An 18,104-nucleotide genomic window follows, 5' to 3' on the forward strand; every position below is an offset into this window, starting at 1 on the left:
TGTTGAAGTGCAAGGCTGTCATAGAATATGATACAAATTAAGATGAGGGAAAGTAGAGGGTATAAAAATGCGTACAATTTTAGTTTTTCTAAATAACATGTCCATCAATAAAATAGAGAACATTAGACAAAAACATGATTCTTTATTTGGATTAATTCCACCACATATAACAATCGTATTTCCATTTAAGAGTAATATTTCAAATGATGAATTAAAATCTCATATTTTTAATGTATCAAAAGGGGTAGGCAAAATTGAAATTGAGTTTGCAAATCGTATCACTAATGTAGGAAACTATTTGTTTTTAGAAGTTGAGGGAGGGAAAGAACAAATAGAAGAACTACATGATATGCTCTATACAGGACCTTTAATACAATTTTTGAAAGAAGATATTCCGTACATACCGCATGTAACAGTCGGGAGAAAAGAAAGTGTTGAGTTAGCTGCTGAAGTAGCTAAGGATATTCATAGTTTCCCTGAAAAGTTGCAATGTGTAATTGATAGAATTAGTGTAGAGCGAATTGGGAAGAACGGAGAATCAATTATTGAATTTGAAGTGCCGTTGAAAAAAGGCTGACAAAAGTCAGCCTTTTTTATTTGTAACATGGAGTAAAGCACCAATCGCACCGCTATTACCACCATCTTGTAAAAGAATAGGTGTTTTATTTTGATATTTTGTGTAGCTACTAATAATATTTTGAAGGTGCACGTTATTACATAGAGTCGAACCAATATAAATAATATGGTTAATGTTTTTTGTTTCGGCGAATTGAAGGCTTAATGCAGTAACGACTTCACCGACAAGTCCTTGTACAGTAGCAAGTATATCTGAGTTATTATAATTTGATGCTGTAATAGCGGCTTTACCAAAATTGCTTGCAGTTAAGCTATTATCAATAGGTGAGAGAATTCCACCATAAATATCTCCAACCGTAATATCTAGTTCTTTTCTAGAACCTATTTTTGTTAAAGGGATCACATCTTCAAAATGATCTATACTTGTTAACAATTTTGAAAGTCCCATAATAGTACCACCGCCAACACCAGTTCCACCAGCTCGAATATATTTGTCATTATAAACGTAATGAATAGAAGTACCTGTACCGATATTTGTTAAAATAAAGTTGTTTATATCATATTTCTCTTCTTTTAAAATGTATCGGACACCTATAAGAGTAGCTTCAAATTCGTTTAGTTCTACTATTTTATATGAGTCTGAAAGTAGTTGCTGTAATTGTTTTGCTTTACCACCTGTAATACATATTTGTTTTTTACCAGTGTTTTTCTTAAGCCAATTTATTATTTTATCTTGTTCATTTGAATAAAATTTTTCAAAAGCTAATTGCTTTTTTTCGTTCAAGTAAGCAATTTTCGTTAATGTTCCTCCAGCATCAATACCGATAGTACTTTCCATCTTCCTGCTCCTAACCAAGTAATTTGTTTACTCTGTTCATGTTGGTGAGACGAATTTGTAGGAGATAGATACCCGGGTGAATTACATCATCTCTATTCTGCTTGATATATTAATAGCTTTTCTATCGTTACAATCGGCTGGTTATTAACAGTTGCGGTGCCTTTACCGAGAACAAAACCTCGGCGATTGCGAGTTAGCTCATAATGTAAATCAAGTTTATCACCGGGATTTGCTTTTCCGTGGAATTCAACCCCATCTAATGAGGAGAGGAAGCCTAATCCTTGAGAGTCACTTGTATGTACAAATGCACTAAGTTGAGCAAGTGCTTCTACGATTAACATATGAGGCATATGTTTTTGACTATCATTTAAAAACCACTCATTATTTGTAATGAGTTTATATCCCGTAACGGATTCACCATGTTTTACATTTGTCACTTTATCAATCATTAAAAATGGATAACGATGGGGAAGAGTGTCTTTAATATGCATATGAAAATACCTCCAATGAATAATACCCCTGCTACAGTTAAGCAGGGGAGTTATCATTAATTTTTAACTAATTCATTTGCTTTTTCAAGAGAAAAAATACCGCTATTTCTAATGTTTTCCACAACTTGTTGTAACACCTCTTTATCTTGAACTAGTGCAATACGTACAAAGCCTTCCCCGTGAGGTCCAAATGCATGACCTGGTGTAACAACGACATTCGCATGATCCATTAATGCATAAGCGAAGTCTAGAGAAGTCCAGCCTTGTGGAATTTCAGCCCAAACGAACATACTACCAGCTGGCTTATCGACGTTCCAACCAAATGTTCGGAAACCGTCGACTAAAGTATCTCTACGCTCTTGATAAATACCGCGATTTTTCTCACAAAAAGCAGCCCCATTTCTCAGTGCAGCACATGCGGCTTTTTGAATGGGTAAAAACACTCCGTAATCTGTATTTGATTTAAACTGAGTAAGCGCACGAACTATTTCTTCGTTTCCGATCATATATCCAATGCGGCTACCCGCTAAACTATAACTTTTTGACAAAGAGTTGATTTCTACGCCAACTTCTTTAGCACCAGGTACAGAGAGGAAGCTAATTGGTTTATTACCATCAAAATAAAATTCAGCATAAGCGAAATCATGAACAACGATAATATTGTGTTTTTTCGCGAATGAGATTACCTCTTTAAAGAAATCTTCATGAGCCATTGCCGGAACGGGATTCCCTGGGAAGTTCAAAATCATCATCTTCGCTTTATCGGCAATTTCTTCAGGGATGGCTTCTAAGTTAGGTAAGAAATCATTTTCTTTCCTTAAAGGCATGTAGTGGGATGTTGCACCAGCCATTTGAATTCCTGTTTCATAAGCTGTATATCCTGGATCAGGAACTAATATAATATCTCCCGGATTCGCATAAACCATAGGTAAATGAACGAGTCCATCTTGTGAACCCATTAATAATAAAACTTCTTTATCAGCATTTAATTTAACATTATGAGTGTTATTATAATATTCAGTTACAGCTTCGTGAAATTCTTTAATACCACTTAATGTGTATCCATAGCTTTCTTTTTCACTTGCTGTATGTACCATTTCTTCTCTTACGAAGTCAGCAGGCGGCATATCAGGATTCCCGATACTTAAATCAATCATTTTGTGACCTGCTGCAATTTTTTCTTTTTTATAGGCCCCTAATTCACTAAATATAGAAGATTGGAATGCTTTCATTCTAGTTGCTAACGTGTAAGTCATCAAAACCCCTCCTAAAAACAGTGTTTTCTTTCCGCGTTTTTAATTATTCTGAAAACACATGGTTACATTTTATCATTTTTTTATGAAAATTAAAACGATTGACAAATTTAGAGGGAGGATTAGTCTATTTTGAAAGGGGTGGTGTAAATAAGGTAGATCGGTTAACTGAACTGTCTATTATGTTTAGGAAGTTTTGTAGTTTTTGTGAAGTATATCCCGCATATTTTGGATAAAAAAGAACACGAAAACGAGGCCTAATATACCACTAAGCCAATAGTATGAATCTCCTGTCGTGAATTTTTCATAAAATGAAAATGTATTCCATAGGATTAGGATAATGGAACAGATTGTTGACACAATTAATGAACTTAAACTTCTCAAAAAAAGCACCTCACAGTAAAAATATTGTTATTGTATAATATTACATTTAAATTAAAAGATTTAAAAGAGGGAAACCTTTTGAGAAAGCTTTGTGAAATAAAATAACGCAGAAAATATTTTCTGCGTTTCATATGAGGTGTAATCATTTCTTTTTATATGTACATAATCTTTCCACTGCATAAAAGTATACATTTAATGTACCATCGACAACTTTTATAGTTTGATCTGATGTAAATGAGTTACCATAATCAATGTGATATACATTAGAATCTTTTATAAATGAACCTTTGTATAAATCTTCTTTTTTCTTCGTTGTTTGCATTTCCACTAAGTTTTGAACAATTTTTTCTTTCTTTTCTTCTTTTACAACTGTTTCAAATTTATAAGATGCAGGGCAAAGACCGTTTTTGTCGTCAATGATCTCCCAAGAACCGTATATATCATTATTGCTACATCCACTAAGTAGAACGATGAATATTGGAATAATTAATAGAACCTTTTTCATTTTGTACTCCTTTCTTTTCTTTATCAATAAACGTGCGAATACGATACGAACATTGTAATAAATAAAGTTTAAATTTTTATAAAGAATTATTTAATTTCATATAAAAATTTAGGGGGAATTGAAAAAGCATGAATCTAGTGTAAAGTCAGATTCATGCCTAGTGTACTATCTTATGTTTTGTTTTTTGTGGATAAATGAAGCGGAAAGAAGAATGACAATGCCATTTAAAATATATACATTTACAATAGAAAAGGTTAGGTTGACTGCTCCAAAACTAGCTTTATTGAATATAGAAGTTAAAGCTGAAGTAGTCAAAAAGATAATGGGAGTTAACAGTAAAAATATGAAACCTGCCACAATTCTTCTTTTAAAGTTATGTTGAGAAAGGGAAATAGCTAAAAAGTTTATGATGCTAAACAGAGCTAATACAAAAATAAAGATAATAAATAACTGCATACCATCAGACAATTTCGCACCTCCTGTATATATCATGTTAGTATACTGTATTCGAAAGTGAAAGAGGGTACTCCTTTAAATAATTACAATAAGCGTAATAAATAAGGTTTTATATAACAAAGACACATGGATTAATCTAATATGATTCATGCGTCTTTGTTTATGTTATAAATTCGCAGATTGCGAAGGTTGTTTTTCATATTGTTTCTGTTTAGATAATGAAATGAAAATAATTAATAATGAAATGACGCCGAAAATTAAGACCATGTACTGCAATCCAATCGTATCTAAGAAGAAGCCTGTGCCGAGTAAGACAATTTGGAACATCACTCTCTCAAACATATTACGGAATGAGAAGAGACGGCCGTGATAGCTTTTTTCCACTTTTGTTTGGAAGATTGTCGACATAATAGGGAAGAAGCAGCCGACACTAAAGCCAAACAAGCCAAACGATGTAAGAGACATCCATTTTATATCACTAAAGAACAATGATAGATGTGCAAAAGCAGTACAAACTGCGAAGAAATATAGTAACTTTTCAGGTTTGAAATGATCAGATAGACGTTTAATAACGAAGGCACCTAACATAAATGCGACGCCTTCAATTGTATATATAAATCCTTTAATTGTCGGATCATGTTGCATTTCACTAATGTTAATTACCATTAAATTAAATCCAGCTATAAATAATAGAGGGATAATACTTAATATAAGTGCTGTAAAAGCAATTGGAATTCCTTTTAAAATACGAAATACTTCCATAAAACTATTATCTTTTGCAGCTTGTTTACTTGGTGTTGTTGATTTTTTATCTTCAAATTGTAGGAAGAATGTTGAGAGGAATAATAAAGCGTATGCTGCCATTGAGAAGGCATACATATACTGTAAACTCATTACAACTAAAAGAATCCCACCTAGTGAAGTACCTGCAATACGAGCGATTGTACCTACATTCATATGTACACCGTTCATCTGTAATAATTCATGCTCACGTACGATAAGTGGAATTACAGATTGTAATGCAGGAAAATAAAATGCTGCTGAAATTTGAAGAGCAACCATAAATGCAATCATAAAGGCGATACTTTCAAATTGGATAGCGAAAAACATGAAAATAACACTAATAACACGACCGAATCCGGCATAAAGAAGAACTTTTTTCTTTTCATACTGATCAATAATGCGACCAGCCATAGGACCAACTAGAACACCTGCTAATAGTCCGATAAATAATATAACTGATTTCATGAAATCAGAAGGGACATATTTTTGCATAAATTCAAGGTTACCAAGAATACCAAGCCATAACCCTAAACCAGCAATAAACTCCCCAATTAATACAATCCAAACATTTTTATTACGCCACATAATATAAAACCTCTCCGTCTTTTAAAATGAAAAACTCGTATATAAAACCTCCTTATTTTATGTATAATTTATAACGAATTTTTTAGAGTCAGAGTCTATATTACGTGTTTCATGAATGGATTTCAATCTTTTTGATTTGTTAAAAAATTGATTTATTAGTTGGTGAAATAAGCAATAAAAATGTGAAAAATTAATGATGAAGTGTCTATTGAAAGTAAGGATACATATAAAAAAGCAAGAACGTACATAGTACGTCTCGCTTTTCTCAAGTACAAAATTAAATATTAGATTGGCTTAGCAGCATTTACGTTCTTGTCCAATAGCTAATGCGCTAAAAGATAGAGGACCAATAACTTCTGCACTTGCACCACTAGTTAGGTTTTCTACAGTTAATGAATATTGGTGTGTTCCACTGCCAACGTTTTGATCTATAGCTTGAAATGTTTGAGCATAGAATTGTTCAGAATCTGTAGATTCAATACCTACTTGTGTATTAAAAATTTCAATGTTATCACGGAAAATTCGGAATAAAATTTGTGAAATCTCAGTTATACCTTTTACGCCAACTGTAGCGATTAATTCTACTCGATTATTACGTGAATCTCTACTTGAAATTCTCAATTTCAAATTTGCTAGAATTGCTTTATTTGGAGAAGCTGGGATTGCAAAAGTTGTTTCACCAGTTTTACTTATAGGTTGAGTAGCTTGGTAATCAATGATATGAGTCATATTCGTCACCTCCTCATATACTAAAATATGAAAGTAGCAATGAAATAGCTTGGACAAATAATAGAATGTATTAAGAGAATGGAGCACAATTGTTGAAAAGAGGGAAATCGAATAAAGGCATCAAGAATATACCACAATTAGGTGATATTTTTCTTGATGCTTTTTGTAATTAAGCAGAATATTCTTCTTTACGCACTTCGAAAAATTCATTACGACGTAAGTAATTATAAACTTTCTCGGAAACCTCTTCTTCTTCAGACATTAAGAAACGATGATCAAAAGCATAGAATGATTGACCTTTAATTAATTTTACGTAGTATATTTTACACGCCTCCTCTAGCATAATTGGAACTTACTTAAACTTATGATGGCCTATATGCTTGTTAATCATACTTGGAGTTTCAAAGGATAGAAGCTCAACAAATTAAAAAATCTTACAAAACTGTAATGTTGTTGTCACGTTTTCCGATAGTAAAAAATAACCAATTTCATCTATACTACAAATAAGTTACATAAAATAAGGGGGTAAAAAAGATGGATGAAGTGATTGGAGAAGTAGTAGCAGGTATTTGTGAATTTGTAGTTGAAGTAACGGCTGATGCTATTGGAAATTTAGTTTCCGGGAATGATGAGGAAAAAGAAACATTATAATAGTTGCTAAAAGTATACAGATGATCAAAATATAAAGGCTGATTTCTAAAGGGGAGTCAGTTTTTATATTTTTTTTACAATACATTAATTTTATTTGAATATTCATTTGTTATTATGTTTGTGAAACTCATAAAGGAGGTGAATAAATTAAGATGTCGAATTTAGGGATGGATTTATCTGATTCTCGTTTGATTGTGGCGAATGTGGAGGAAAAGGAATATCACTTTATTGTGCGTGAACATCCGATTGTAGGGAAAATTATATCGTTATTGGAAAATGGAAAAGAATATGGTTTAATAGATAAACAAATCGCTAATAATGATAAATTTATTATATCGGAGCTTACTAAATTAGATTATTTTAACATTGACGTTCTATATTATACACCTGGATGGATATGGATTGGCATGGATCAATTTGGTTTACATGCTCGTGAGGCTACTTATAACGAAGTAGACGTTATTATGAAGTTGAAAGAGGATTTATATTATATAGATGTATATGAAAAAGTAAAAATGTAATAGATATTTAGTCAGGTTAGGGGACAAGTTCCCGTAGCCTTTTTTGTTTAATAATAAAACGTAAAATCTATATTATATTGATGATAGGACAGCATGGTAAGAAGTGAGCCGAAAAGAGGATTTGAAAATACATAAAGAGAACTTTAATTATTATATGAATTCTATATGTAAATAACAATAGAAAGAAGATGATAAAATGAGTAAAGAAGAGCTTGTAAAACAACAGTTTGGTAATAATGCGGAAAAGTATGTGAAAAGTAAAATTCATGCAAAAGGACCGGATTTACAATATGTAGTTCAACAAGTTGAGTCTCGTCATAATAAGCGTCTTCTTGATATTGCTACTGGTGGAGGACATGTTGCGAATGTATTAGCTCCATTGTTTCAAGAAGTAGTTGCTTTAGACTTAACAGAAAAAATGTTAGAGAATGCGAAAAACTTTATTATAAGTAATGGACATGATAATGTATCTTTCGTCGATGGAAACGCTGAAAGTTTACCGTTTTCCGATAGTTCTTTTGATACGATTACGTGCCGAATTGCAGCACATCATTTTACGAATCCAGCTCAGTTTATTTATGAAGTAAATCGTACGTTAGAAGATAATGGATTGTTTATTTTAATAGATAATGTTTCACCAGAAAATAATGAATACGATACATTTTATAATTTTATAGAAAAAAAGCGAGATCCGAGTCATGAACGAGCGTTGAAAAAAACAGAATGGATTACTTTGTTAGAAAAAAACGGTTTGCAAATGCAGTCATGTCTTACTTTTGACAAGAAGTTTGAATTTGACTGGTGGTGCAATATGATGAATGTACCTTTGCAGAAACGTATGAAGTTAACAGAATGTATGATGAAAACATCAGTTGAAATGCAAGAATTCTTTAACATTCAATATGAAAATAATAAAATTATATCGTTCTATACTGAAATGGCATTGTTTGTATGTAAAAAAAGCGCGACATTAAAAAGATAAATTTCTTGCAGTCTTTTCAAAGTACGTTATACTTAGTACAGAGAAAATGAGAATTGAGGAAAAGTAATAATGATTCGCGTACGTATTGAAGGAACTGAAGAAGAAATGCTTGAATTTATGGAGAAAATGCCGGATATTCCTGGATTTGAAAAAACACATTTGAGAGAACCGAGAAAAGGAAATAATCCAAAATACGATTCAAGTAAAAATGTACTAGCATATTTATCTTATAAAAAGATCGAAGTCGCCAATAAATAGGCGGCTTTTTTAGTTTGCACCGTTTCACAGCCTTGTCTTTTTCACATAATAATAATAGTAGATTATGTTGAAGAGGGGTGAGGATAGTTAATAAGAAAATCATCTTTTTTGGAGACTTTGGTATTGACGATGCTGTGGCGTTAATTTATGCAAATAAAACATGTAAATTAGATATTTTAGGTATTGTTGCTGAATATGGAAATGTATCGCGAGAAATTGTAACGGAAAATGTGTATTTTTTAGAAAGATACTATGCTACAGAAGTAAAGATCATTGAAGGTGCAGCAAGACCAATGACAGCTGAAGAGCCATTATTCTTCCCAGAAATTCATGGGGATCACGGTTTAGGACCAATTATTCCACCTGATATGAGGATTTGTAAACGGGAAAATTTTTGTGAATTAATTAAATTAATTGAACCTTGTCCAGAAGATATTGTTATCGTAGCGACAGGACGATTAACAACATTGGCAACGTTATTTTTATTATATCCAAATGTAATGGATAAGGTATGTTCGTATTATATTATGGGCGGTGCTTTTTTATTTCCTGGTAACGTTACTCCTGTATCAGAAGCGAATTTTTATGGAGATCCAATCGCCGCAAATATTGTAATGAAGTACGCAAAGAATGCGACTATTTATCCTTTAAATGTCACGCAAGAAGCACGAATTACTCCTGAAATGTTGGATATTATTAATAAAGAAGGAACAGGGCAGGCAAAGCTTATTAAACCAATGATAGATTTTTATTATGAGAACTTTTATAAAAAAGAATACCCGGGTATTACTGGAAGTCCGATTCACGATTTACTTCCGTTTATTTCATTTATAAATGATGATATTTTTGAATATAAAAAATCTGCAGTTTGGATTAGTACGACAAATGACGTAACAAGAGGACAAAGTGTGGCAGACTTTAGAAAAATAGCTGAGCCGACAACGTTTGATAATAGGCCTATTCAAAAAATTGCGGTTGGTTTTAACTATCCGGCTTTTAAAGAAGAATTTATGCGAACGATATTAAAGCCCGATTGTCCTTAATTTGTGTAATACGAAAGGCATCAACCAGAAGACGAAAAAACTGGTCGTTCATTATTTTGAAATAATCTAATAGTTGATCTGTATGAATAACTAATGAAAAATGTAACATAACTAATGGTAAGCAATTGTTTCTAATTATAATTTGATTGGTGAAATATAAAGGAGGTTATCATATGATTTGGTCTTTAATCGTAGGTGGTATATTAGGATGGTTTGCAAGTTTAATTACTGGGAAGGACGTACCTGGTGGTGTAATTGGTAATATTATTGCTGGTATTATCGGTTCTTGGATTGGTACGAAATTACTGGGTAGTTTTGGCCCTGTAATCGGCGGATTTGCAATTATTCCAGCTTTAATCGGTGCGGTTATTTTAATCTTTATTGTAAGTTTCTTATTACGAGCAATGCGAAAATGAATGTAAGGACTGTTTACATTTGTAAGCAGTCCTTTTTATATGTTATGCTAGTATTATACAATCAGGAGGTGTCAGCATTGAAAACATTTACAGTAAATTTCCATCAAGAAGATAATGCTAAAGCGACAACAGTACATAAATTAAGTGAAGAGGACTTCAATAAAGCAACAGAAAAAGGTACTCGTCATCTATTTGATTTAGATACAAACGTTGGATTCTTTGTATTCTTTGATGCAGAAGATGCAGAAGGAAATGATCAATACTTAATGTTACAATACGAAGGCGATCATGAAGAGCCAACTGCGTGCTACGGATTTGATTTAAAACTATATTATCAATTTTTAGCACTATACTTAAATGATCTTGAATTCCACGGTGAAACAGATGAGGAAGAGGAAGAGTATGGCCCAATTCATCATTTAGCTCACTTACTTTATCATATTGTTGAAGATGGTAAGTCAATCGAAGTGTAATATGTATACATATTTGAAGCTGTCCTATATTAGGGCAGCCTTTTTATTTATCGCGAATTAACAGGCAGTAAGACTCTCACCGTAAGTTTAGCTGTAAAGCAAAGAAGATGGGCGGGAGAGTAACTACTCGGAAAAGCCCGATTGGTGTGGACTAATAATCAGTGGGGATAGACGCTACCACACTAGTTAAATTTTCACTTTATACAATAAGAAATCGAATCAGTATATAATGCGCTAAAACAAGTTGAGAGTAGAAAATAAATCCTTAAAGAGGACGTTTGTTTATTCCTTCCATGTTTCAGTCGCAATACTTCTGTAATAATAGGCGTAACTAAATTCATGAAGGCTATTTCTATGCACTTAGATGTAAAACATTTTATTAAAGCAGCAGGATTAACCGTAATTACATCATTAAGTGGAGATAATACATGTGCTAATAATTTTGAATCTGTAAAAAGTATTATCACTACATTCTTAAATAAGTTAACATTCATCGATTAAATTTATATAAAAATTTATATAGACACATTATTTAGCGATAGTAATTTGTTTGCAATTGAAGATTAAACAAACTTTTAAAGGGAAATCGGATGATTCGATTCGTATTACAATGAGACAATACCGTTTAACTGTTATAAAGCGATAAATATATTAGATTTTACAGCTTTTGTTCAGCCGTTTGAAATGTCCATTGTCATGTTTTCAACGGATAGAGAAGCAAATGAGGTTTTTTATGAAGTGGAGGATTTTTACTAGTTACAAGTAAAGCAGTCTTTTATTGGGAAAAGAGTTGAATAACAAGTTAAAACTTAAAACTATTGAATGAAAATAAAAAGCATGACGATTTTATGTCATGCTTTTTTTATTAATATACATAAAATATATATAGTTTAAGTGTATGTGATATATAAATAATTTGTTATGAGTTAACACATAAAACTTTCTTTTTCGTATTCAGACCCATATTTAAACTTTATATTTATTATAGTAAGAAATACGTTACTTTATTTATATAGGAAAGATATCTTATTATAATTAAGGTGATTTTGAACCAAATTCAATTGGAACATCATTTCTAATATCGTATGTCTTCAATGAATGTAAAATCATTTTTTCTGTAATTGAAGCAACCTACTGATTTAAATTCGAAGATGTATTTGAACTGCAGGTTTAGTTTAAAAATAAATCATATCGAATAATTAAGCGACTTTAAAATTTATCTATTAATATATTTAATTCCTTTGATTTTATCCTTTCATACTCCATAGCTCCAGCGAGTTCATCAGCAAGTAGTGGGGCTTTTCTGACGTATTTTTCACGGATTACATCATATAACTCGTAAGGAAATAGCATATCGATAAACATGATTTTTTTTTGTTCAGCTGTCAATGGAGAAACGGATTCATATGCATTAATCATAATGTTAAATTGGTCTTCGTTCCATGTACCTGTTGTATCTAATAAAGGAATAATCATTTTACGTAAATCCCGAATCGGTAGATCGAATGAAACGGTATCTAAATCAATTACCCAAATTTGATTATTCGTATCAAGTAAAGAATTTCCTGTACCATAATCTTGGTGGCATAAATTTGGGGATACATGTAATTCTGCTGTCCACTTTCGATATTCAGACTCTAATAAACGTTGATACGTAAGTTTTGCTTCTGTAATAAAAGGATCGATTTCAGCTAAGTATAGTTGTGAAAAAGGGTCATCAATCAAAGTTGCAGATAGGTTTTTCCAAACCTCCATTTGTTGAAATCTTTTAATATAATGATTAGGCCAGCGACCTAATTTTGTAAAGATAGGTATACCTGGGGGTGGCTTATAACCAATTGAAGCTAAGTGAAAATCTGCTAATCCCTTCATAATCATTTCAAGATCTTCCTGCATAGCTAGTTCGAAAGGTCTACCTTCAATCCACTCGTATAAAACAAATAAAAATGGACCGTGTTTTGTATAGAGTTGGTTCTTTTTATTAGGGATTATATTTGGAACACGCATGCCTTTTTTAGAAAGATAATCTTGAGCATGAATTGAAAATAAAGCTTTCTTTTCAGGGCGATGGATTCTTTTCAAACAAAATGGTCCATCTGAAGTATGAATTTTCCACACTAGAGCAAGTTGACCACCTTGTATAAGCTCGATTGTAGTTGTATGGATATCCCAATGTTTAATCATGCTTTCTGCTAACGATATTAACTTTTCCTCTTCTTCAGGTGATAGTATATATGCCGCTTCCTCATTTTGAATTTCCAAATATGTCACCATCCTTTTGTATTCTCTTATTACTTTATGGTGCATGGTCAATTTTGTTTGAGACATTCGCCTTTAAAATAAAAAAGTGATATTTTGCCTAATTTTGATTGTAAAGAATAGAAAAAACAATGAATAATTCACAATGATAAAACTTATTCCGTAACATATATTGAAAAGAATTGTATTTTTATGAAATAGGGAGGGTGAAAAATGAAGATTGCAATAATTTCTACTGAAAAGCTACCTGTACCTGCTGTAAGAGGGGGGGCTATTCAAATTTATATAGATTCCGTTGCCTCCATTATTGCCTCTAAAGGAAATGATGTAACAGTTATTTCCATAACAGATCCAAATTTAAAATCGGAAGAAAAAAAGGGTGGTGTAAGATATATACGCTTTGCAGAAGAGGGATATCTTTATGATATTCTGGAACATTTGAGAAATCAACAATATGATGTGGTTCATTTATGTAATCGCCCTAATTGGATTACGCTTTTAAGTGAAGTGGCAACAAAGACAAAATTTGTATTAAGTGTGCATAATGAAATGTTTGCGTATGAAAAGATGAGTGATCAAGAAGGAGAGGAATGTATTAAAGCTGTTTCAAAAATTATTACAGTTAGTGATTATATAGGAGAAACAATTACCTCTCGTTTTAAGATAGCAAAGCCTAAGACAAAAACAGTGTATTCAGGTGTAGATTTAAATGAATACTATCCTGCTTGGACTATAAATGGAAAAGAAGTTAAACGTTATGTAAAGAAAGAGTTGAATTTGCAAAATAAAAAGGTGATTTTGTTTGTTGGACGTTTGAGTAAAGTAAAGGGACCTCATATTTTGCTACAAGCTCTACCTAAAATCATTGAAAAAAACCCGGATATTGTAATGGTTTTTATAGGGTCAAAATGGTTTGGTGATAACAACGTAAACAACTATGTAAAACATCTATATACATTGGGAGCAATGTTTCAAAATAATGTAATCTTTATTAAATTTGTTAAGCCTAAAGATATTCCAACACTGTACGCTATGTCAGATCTTTTCGTTTGTTCTTCTCAGTGGCAAGAACCTCTTGCAAGGGTACATTATGAAGCGATGGCGGCGGGATTACCAATTATAACTAGTAATCGGGGTGGTAACCCTGAAGTAATTGAAGAAGGGAAAAATGGCTACATTGTCAATGATTTCGAGAACCCTGATGCATATGCAGAGAAAATTATTAATCTATTAAATAATGAATCTACGAGAGTTCAAATGGGGAAATATGGACGTTTAAAAGTTGAAAAGGATTTTGGTTGGAATCGTGTTGCCATGAATTTAATTGGAGTATATAAAGAAGTGCTATTGAATTCAAGGGGAGGATGAAGAGAATTGGAAGAAATAGCTGGATTAGAGAAAGAACATTTAAATAGAATTCTTAGTTTTTATCCATTTGAGGTAAATAATATTATTCTACAATCAAGTAGAAGCGGAAGAACTGTTTGGGAAGTGGAGACAAATGCAGGGTTAAAAATATTAAAACAAGCACATATGAAACCGAAAAGAATGTTATTTATTGCGGGAGCACATTTACATCTTTTTCAAAAAGGGTTGCCAATTACAAAAATGCATCAAACAAAAAGGGGGGGATATTGTATTGGAGCGGATGAGTATGCATATGTATTATATGATAAACATCAAGGAAAAGAAGTGATTTATTATAATAAAGAGCAATTGGAAAAAGTGCTTATATATGCAGGTAGGTTTCATCAAGCATCAGAAGGATATATTCCGCATCCAGAAAGTAAAATGAGAAGTCGATTAGGAAAATGGCATAAGTTATATAGATGGAAATTGCAAGAATTAGAAGGGAACAAAAGAATTGCACAATCTTATCCTAATGATGTGTTTTCGAAAATGTTTTTAGAATATGTTGATAAAATGATAGTCCGTGCCCAAAGGGCATTACAAGATATTGATGAACCATTTTATAATGAATGGACAAAGCAAGTAATTGCATCTAAAAGTTTTTGTCAACAAGACTTTACATTGGCAAGATTTGAGGAAATAGATGATGCTATTTTTATGAAGGAGTTACATTCTATTACAAATGATTTACCAGTAAGAGATTTGCGTATTATTTTAAATAAAGTGATGAAAAAAATGTCAGTTTGGGATGTTGATTTAGTAATTCATATGCTGAGTGCTTACGATTCAGAAAATCAGTTAACTGAAAAACAATATCGCATACTTTGGACGGATTTAACGTTTCCTCATTTATTATGTTCAATTGCACATAAATATTATTTAGGGCAAAAGCGTTCTTGGTCTGATGAAAAATATATTTGGGCATTACAAAATATAATCGCACTTGAAGATTCTAAGGAGGGATTTTTATCTCGATTTTCAGATGTTTATGGTGAAATCAAGAATAAGAGTGGAGGGGGAAGAAAATGAATTTAGAACCAGAAGAAATAGTCATACCTATTTTAGATTTAGAAAAATTTATGTTTTCTCCACCAGGACCGATGGGATGGGAAATGTCAGAGTATGAGCAAACATTAGAGAAACAAAAAGACATTGTACTTGATGAATCATCTATATTAGAGAACTTAGCGATCATTCAAAATATAGAGTTAGTAGAGTTACCGACAGTAGGATTACTAGAGTTAGAAACAATAAGTAGTAAAACAGACACACTAGTTAGGAAAATTGATGATGGAATCTATGATGAAGATATTCAAATCGTTGAAGAGGAATCCGTACAATTGGAGTCAATTACTACTGAGCCAGAAAAACCAAAAATTAAAATAAAAATTGTTACTCCTAATGATCCATTAAAAAGACCATGGATAGCTGAAATTTTAAAGCCTTTCAAGGGAAAAGAATAATGAAAAGTCCGCAATTACAACAATCATTTTATACTTTCTAGCATATTTTAAATATAAATCAAATAAGGAAGGAGTTATGTAAATGGCTGATGTAAAAAGAGTAAAAATAAAAATAGATTTTGAGAATGGCTTCAGTATTAATTCTGATCAAGAAATACAAGAGGTATTAAAACTCTTGGCTGAAGTAATTCAATCTGGTGCACATACTGGTATAGAAGTAGAAGTTCAATATGTTGATGAAACAGAAATAACCTTTACTGAAGAAGACGAAGAAGACGAAGAAGACGAAGAAGACGAAGACGAAGAAGACGAAGAAGACGAAGAAGACGAAGAAGACGAAGAAGACGAAGAAGACGAAGAAGACGAAGAAGACGAAGAAGACGAAGAAGACGAAGAAGACGAAGAAGATGAAGAAGATGAAGAAGATGAAGAAGATGAAGAAGACGAAGAAGACGAAGACGAAGAAGACGAAGACGAAGAAGACGAAGAAGACGAAGAAGACGAAGAAGACGAAGAAGACGAAGAAGACGAAGAAGACGAAGAAGACGAAGAAGATGAAGAAGATGAAGAAGATGAAGAAGATGAAGAAGACGAAGAAGAAGACGAAGAAGACGAAGAAGACGAAGAAGACGAAGAAGACGAAGAGGACGAAGAGGACGACGCATAATACAAATCCCCCCTTTATCTTAGGGGGGATTTGTATTATATTCTTGTTTATTTTATGGAATAAAAATACTAAATGTATCCATCAATAAGTTCAATTTCATCCCACATCCTGTAAAATTTCAAGTAGTACAACTGAAAATAAGCAGGAAAACATTGTTTAAAGTCTCATTTTATATAAAATGAATTTTAATTGGACGCAGGATATTTTCTACAGGTTGTTTTTTTTGTATTGTCACTTGATTATATACTTGTTTTAACTTATTAGCTGTATGCTTAAATGTAAAGTTTTTTTCAACTATCTGCCTGCCATTTTGAGCCATCAATTTTGCGAATTCTGGTTGAGATAACAAAGCTTGGATAAGCCTAGAAAACTCTTTTGGATTATTATATTCTTCAATTAAACAGCCGTTATGTTCGTCCGTTATAACTTCTGCATTTCCACCACGGTTTGTTGTAATAATGGGGATTCCAGCAGCCATTGATTCGTAATGCACACGTGCTAATGGCTCATGCCATTGCGAGCTACAAACAAAAATATCTCCCATTAAAAAAATATTATGAATTTGATCCGCTGGTATGAATTTAGTGAAAATTACGTGTTCTTTAATAGGTTTAGCGAGTTTATGCAATTTTTTTATATATTTATTTACTCTGTTATCACTAAACCATTTACCTCCAACTATAACGAGTACCGCATCTTTATGGACTTTAACAATCTCTTTCATGGCATGGATGAGTATATCTGGTCCCTTATTTTTGGTCAATCTCCCAACAAATAGAATCACCTTTTTATCTTGGATAGAGTATTTTTTACGAAATTCATTTCTAATTTCTTGTCCTTTGCGCGTCCAAATTGGAGGAGATGTTTTTATGTTTACACCAGAGTAAACAACCGAAATTTTATGTTCAGCTTGTGGGAATCTTTCAATTACTGTTTCTTTAATATAGTTACTAACAGTAACGATAGCTGTAACTATTTCAGTAATGAAGTTGCCTTCAGGAATGGATATTTTGTGTTCAGCAAGCATATCGTTATGAAGGCCTAATACAAATTTACTGTCTGGAGAAGCTTGTTGATATAAGGGAATATTTTTGGGGCGATTAAAAACGTGTATAATATCAAAGGTATTGGATTGAAGTGCCTTGATAATATTCTGTTCATAATTTATTTGGGGGAAATACACGTAATGAATATTATCATGTGTTGATTGTTCTGGAAGACTTGGGTCTGAAATGGAGAAAATAGTAAGTTCAAATTCTTGTGATATATAGGGTGATACTCCATCAATCATCATTTGAATTGCACCACCTTTAATTGCTGGAGAAGGTAATTTTTCAGTACATATATATGCAATTTTCATG

The 18,104-nt window shown here is 32.3% G+C and carries 23 protein-coding genes; 12 read left to right on the forward strand and 11 right to left on the reverse strand.

Annotated features, from left to right (window positions below):
* Window positions 1–67: 67 nt before the first annotated feature.
* On the forward strand, window positions 68–577 hold the full coding sequence (locus tag ACUN28_RS15135; RefSeq protein WP_001259230.1) for a 2'-5' RNA ligase family protein: 510 nt from the start codon (window positions 68–70) through the stop codon (window positions 575–577).
* A 6-nt stretch (window positions 578–583) separates the two neighbouring features.
* Here the strand turns inward: ACUN28_RS15135 and coaW are convergent, their stop codons facing one another.
* The 9 genes from coaW to ACUN28_RS15180 all read right to left on the reverse strand — a co-directional run bounded on the left by coaW (window position 584) and on the right by ACUN28_RS15180 (window position 6,922).
* Window positions 584–1,414 carry a type II pantothenate kinase gene (gene coaW, locus ACUN28_RS15140; protein WP_000446250.1) on the reverse strand — a complete coding sequence of 277 codons (831 nt, stop codon included), beginning with the start codon at window positions 1,412–1,414 and terminating at the stop codon, window positions 584–586.
* Between the two features lie 92 nt (window positions 1,415–1,506).
* Window positions 1,507–1,905 (reverse strand): 3-hydroxyacyl-ACP dehydratase FabZ family protein, encoded by a 399-nt coding sequence (locus ACUN28_RS15145; protein ID WP_016087455.1) that lies wholly within the window; start codon window positions 1,903–1,905, stop codon window positions 1,507–1,509.
* Between the two features lie 56 nt (window positions 1,906–1,961).
* Window positions 1,962–3,161, reverse strand: a complete 1,200-nt coding sequence (locus tag ACUN28_RS15150) for an LL-diaminopimelate aminotransferase (RefSeq protein ID WP_016087456.1) — start codon at window positions 3,159–3,161, stop codon at window positions 1,962–1,964.
* Window positions 3,162–3,344: 183 nt separating this feature from the next.
* Entirely contained in the window at window positions 3,345–3,551 is a 207-nt protein-coding gene (locus ACUN28_RS15155; protein ID WP_445423398.1) for a hypothetical protein, read from the reverse strand.
* Window positions 3,552–3,684: 133 nt separating this feature from the next.
* Complete coding sequence (locus ACUN28_RS15160) at window positions 3,685–4,047, reverse strand: hypothetical protein (RefSeq protein ID WP_000756858.1); 363 nt, start codon at window positions 4,045–4,047, stop codon at window positions 3,685–3,687.
* Between the two features lie 165 nt (window positions 4,048–4,212).
* Window positions 4,213–4,515, reverse strand: coding sequence for a hypothetical protein (locus tag ACUN28_RS15165; RefSeq protein ID WP_071742405.1), 303 nt, complete (start codon window positions 4,513–4,515; stop codon window positions 4,213–4,215).
* 153 nt (window positions 4,516–4,668) lie between these two features.
* Window positions 4,669–5,871, reverse strand: coding sequence for an MFS transporter (locus ACUN28_RS15170; RefSeq protein WP_000269247.1), 1,203 nt, complete (start codon window positions 5,869–5,871; stop codon window positions 4,669–4,671).
* Window positions 5,872–6,165: 294 nt separating this feature from the next.
* Window positions 6,166–6,600 (reverse strand): exosporium protein ExsC, encoded by a 435-nt coding sequence (gene exsC, locus ACUN28_RS15175; protein WP_000148801.1) that lies wholly within the window; start codon window positions 6,598–6,600, stop codon window positions 6,166–6,168.
* A 169-nt stretch (window positions 6,601–6,769) separates the two neighbouring features.
* Window positions 6,770–6,922: a YqbF domain-containing protein gene (locus tag ACUN28_RS15180; RefSeq protein ID WP_071680000.1), complete on the reverse strand. Its 153-nt coding sequence runs from the start codon at window positions 6,920–6,922 to the stop codon at window positions 6,770–6,772.
* Between the two features lie 481 nt (window positions 6,923–7,403).
* On the opposite strand from ACUN28_RS15180, the gene ACUN28_RS15185 reads away from it, so the two are divergent.
* The 7 genes from ACUN28_RS15185 to ACUN28_RS15215 all read left to right on the forward strand — a co-directional run bounded on the left by ACUN28_RS15185 (window position 7,404) and on the right by ACUN28_RS15215 (window position 11,445).
* Window positions 7,404–7,772, forward strand: coding sequence for a hypothetical protein (locus ACUN28_RS15185; RefSeq protein WP_016087457.1), 369 nt, complete (start codon window positions 7,404–7,406; stop codon window positions 7,770–7,772).
* 196 nt (window positions 7,773–7,968) lie between these two features.
* Window positions 7,969–8,754, forward strand: coding sequence for a class I SAM-dependent methyltransferase (locus tag ACUN28_RS15190; protein WP_016087458.1), 786 nt, complete (start codon window positions 7,969–7,971; stop codon window positions 8,752–8,754).
* A 69-nt stretch (window positions 8,755–8,823) separates the two neighbouring features.
* A complete protein-coding gene (locus tag ACUN28_RS15195) occupies window positions 8,824–9,012 on the forward strand; it encodes a DUF3970 family protein (RefSeq protein ID WP_000621878.1) in 189 nt (62 codons plus the stop codon).
* A 77-nt stretch (window positions 9,013–9,089) separates the two neighbouring features.
* Window positions 9,090–10,055, forward strand: coding sequence for a nucleoside hydrolase (locus ACUN28_RS15200; RefSeq protein ID WP_001223688.1), 966 nt, complete (start codon window positions 9,090–9,092; stop codon window positions 10,053–10,055).
* Between the two features lie 173 nt (window positions 10,056–10,228).
* Complete coding sequence (locus ACUN28_RS15205; RefSeq protein ID WP_016087459.1) at window positions 10,229–10,471, forward strand: GlsB/YeaQ/YmgE family stress response membrane protein; 243 nt, start codon at window positions 10,229–10,231, stop codon at window positions 10,469–10,471.
* A gap of 77 nt (window positions 10,472–10,548) precedes the next feature.
* The gene (locus tag ACUN28_RS15210) at window positions 10,549–10,944 is read left to right on the forward strand and encodes a hypothetical protein (RefSeq protein ID WP_000847586.1); all 396 of its coding nucleotides are present in this window, start codon (window positions 10,549–10,551) and stop codon (window positions 10,942–10,944) included.
* 354 nt (window positions 10,945–11,298) lie between these two features.
* The gene (locus ACUN28_RS15215) at window positions 11,299–11,445 is read left to right on the forward strand and encodes a hypothetical protein (RefSeq protein WP_016087460.1); all 147 of its coding nucleotides are present in this window, start codon (window positions 11,299–11,301) and stop codon (window positions 11,443–11,445) included.
* A 708-nt stretch (window positions 11,446–12,153) separates the two neighbouring features.
* On the opposite strand, the gene ACUN28_RS15220 is transcribed toward ACUN28_RS15215, so the two are convergent.
* On the reverse strand, window positions 12,154–13,218 hold the full coding sequence (locus tag ACUN28_RS15220) for a CotS family spore coat protein (protein ID WP_016136715.1): 1,065 nt from the start codon (window positions 13,216–13,218) through the stop codon (window positions 12,154–12,156).
* A 198-nt stretch (window positions 13,219–13,416) separates the two neighbouring features.
* Here ACUN28_RS15220 and ACUN28_RS15225 point away from each other — a divergent pair, with 198 nt between their 5' ends.
* The 4 genes from ACUN28_RS15225 (at window position 13,417) to ACUN28_RS15240 (ending at window position 16,743) form a co-directional block, all read left to right on the forward strand.
* Window positions 13,417–14,571 (forward strand): glycosyltransferase family 4 protein, encoded by a 1,155-nt coding sequence (locus tag ACUN28_RS15225; RefSeq protein ID WP_016087462.1) that lies wholly within the window; start codon window positions 13,417–13,419, stop codon window positions 14,569–14,571.
* Between the two features lie 6 nt (window positions 14,572–14,577).
* Entirely contained in the window at window positions 14,578–15,642 is a 1,065-nt protein-coding gene (gene cotS, locus ACUN28_RS15230) for a spore coat putative kinase CotS (RefSeq protein WP_016087463.1), read from the forward strand.
* A complete protein-coding gene (locus ACUN28_RS15235; RefSeq protein ID WP_016087464.1) occupies window positions 15,639–16,076 on the forward strand; it encodes a hypothetical protein in 438 nt (145 codons plus the stop codon). The genes cotS and ACUN28_RS15235 overlap by 4 nt, the downstream gene beginning before the upstream one ends.
* 82 nt (window positions 16,077–16,158) lie before the next feature.
* The gene (locus ACUN28_RS15240; protein ID WP_445423399.1) at window positions 16,159–16,743 is read left to right on the forward strand and encodes an AAA family ATPase; all 585 of its coding nucleotides are present in this window, start codon (window positions 16,159–16,161) and stop codon (window positions 16,741–16,743) included.
* Window positions 16,744–16,912: 169 nt separating this feature from the next.
* Here ACUN28_RS15240 and ACUN28_RS15245 read toward each other — a convergent pair whose 3' ends face one another.
* Complete coding sequence (locus ACUN28_RS15245; protein ID WP_016087467.1) at window positions 16,913–18,103, reverse strand: glycosyltransferase family 4 protein; 1,191 nt, start codon at window positions 18,101–18,103, stop codon at window positions 16,913–16,915.
* Window position 18,104: the final 1 nt, after the last annotated feature.

This window comes from Bacillus sp. WC2507 (genome assembly GCF_052656125.1).

Coding starts and splice junctions, on each gene's coding strand:
- ACUN28_RS15185 (WP_016087457.1), top strand. CDS start 7,404: ATGTCGAATTTAGGGATGGATTTATCTGATTCTCGTTTGATTGTGGCG.
- coaW (WP_000446250.1), bottom strand. CDS start 1,414: ATGGAAAGTACTATCGGTATTGATGCTGGAGGAACATTAACGAAAATT.
- ACUN28_RS15190 (WP_016087458.1), top strand. CDS start 7,969: ATGAGTAAAGAAGAGCTTGTAAAACAACAGTTTGGTAATAATGCGGAA.
- ACUN28_RS15245 (WP_016087467.1), bottom strand. CDS start 18,103: ATGAAAATTGCATATATATGTACTGAAAAATTACCTTCTCCAGCAATT.
- ACUN28_RS15220 (WP_016136715.1), bottom strand. CDS start 13,218: ATGGTGACATATTTGGAAATTCAAAATGAGGAAGCGGCATATATACTA.
- ACUN28_RS15135 (WP_001259230.1), top strand. CDS start 68: ATGCGTACAATTTTAGTTTTTCTAAATAACATGTCCATCAATAAAATA.
- ACUN28_RS15160 (WP_000756858.1), bottom strand. CDS start 4,047: ATGAAAAAGGTTCTATTAATTATTCCAATATTCATCGTTCTACTTAGT.
- exsC (WP_000148801.1), bottom strand. CDS start 6,600: ATGACTCATATCATTGATTACCAAGCTACTCAACCTATAAGTAAAACT.
- ACUN28_RS15145 (WP_016087455.1), bottom strand. CDS start 1,905: ATGCATATTAAAGACACTCTTCCCCATCGTTATCCATTTTTAATGATT.
- ACUN28_RS15205 (WP_016087459.1), top strand. CDS start 10,229: ATGATTTGGTCTTTAATCGTAGGTGGTATATTAGGATGGTTTGCAAGT.
- ACUN28_RS15225 (WP_016087462.1), top strand. CDS start 13,417: ATGAAGATTGCAATAATTTCTACTGAAAAGCTACCTGTACCTGCTGTA.
- ACUN28_RS15170 (WP_000269247.1), bottom strand. CDS start 5,871: ATGTGGCGTAATAAAAATGTTTGGATTGTATTAATTGGGGAGTTTATT.
- ACUN28_RS15215 (WP_016087460.1), top strand. CDS start 11,299: ATGCACTTAGATGTAAAACATTTTATTAAAGCAGCAGGATTAACCGTA.
- ACUN28_RS15235 (WP_016087464.1), top strand. CDS start 15,639: ATGAATTTAGAACCAGAAGAAATAGTCATACCTATTTTAGATTTAGAA.
- ACUN28_RS15150 (WP_016087456.1), bottom strand. CDS start 3,161: ATGACTTACACGTTAGCAACTAGAATGAAAGCATTCCAATCTTCTATA.
- ACUN28_RS15240 (WP_445423399.1), top strand. CDS start 16,159: ATGGCTGATGTAAAAAGAGTAAAAATAAAAATAGATTTTGAGAATGGC.
- ACUN28_RS15195 (WP_000621878.1), top strand. CDS start 8,824: ATGATTCGCGTACGTATTGAAGGAACTGAAGAAGAAATGCTTGAATTT.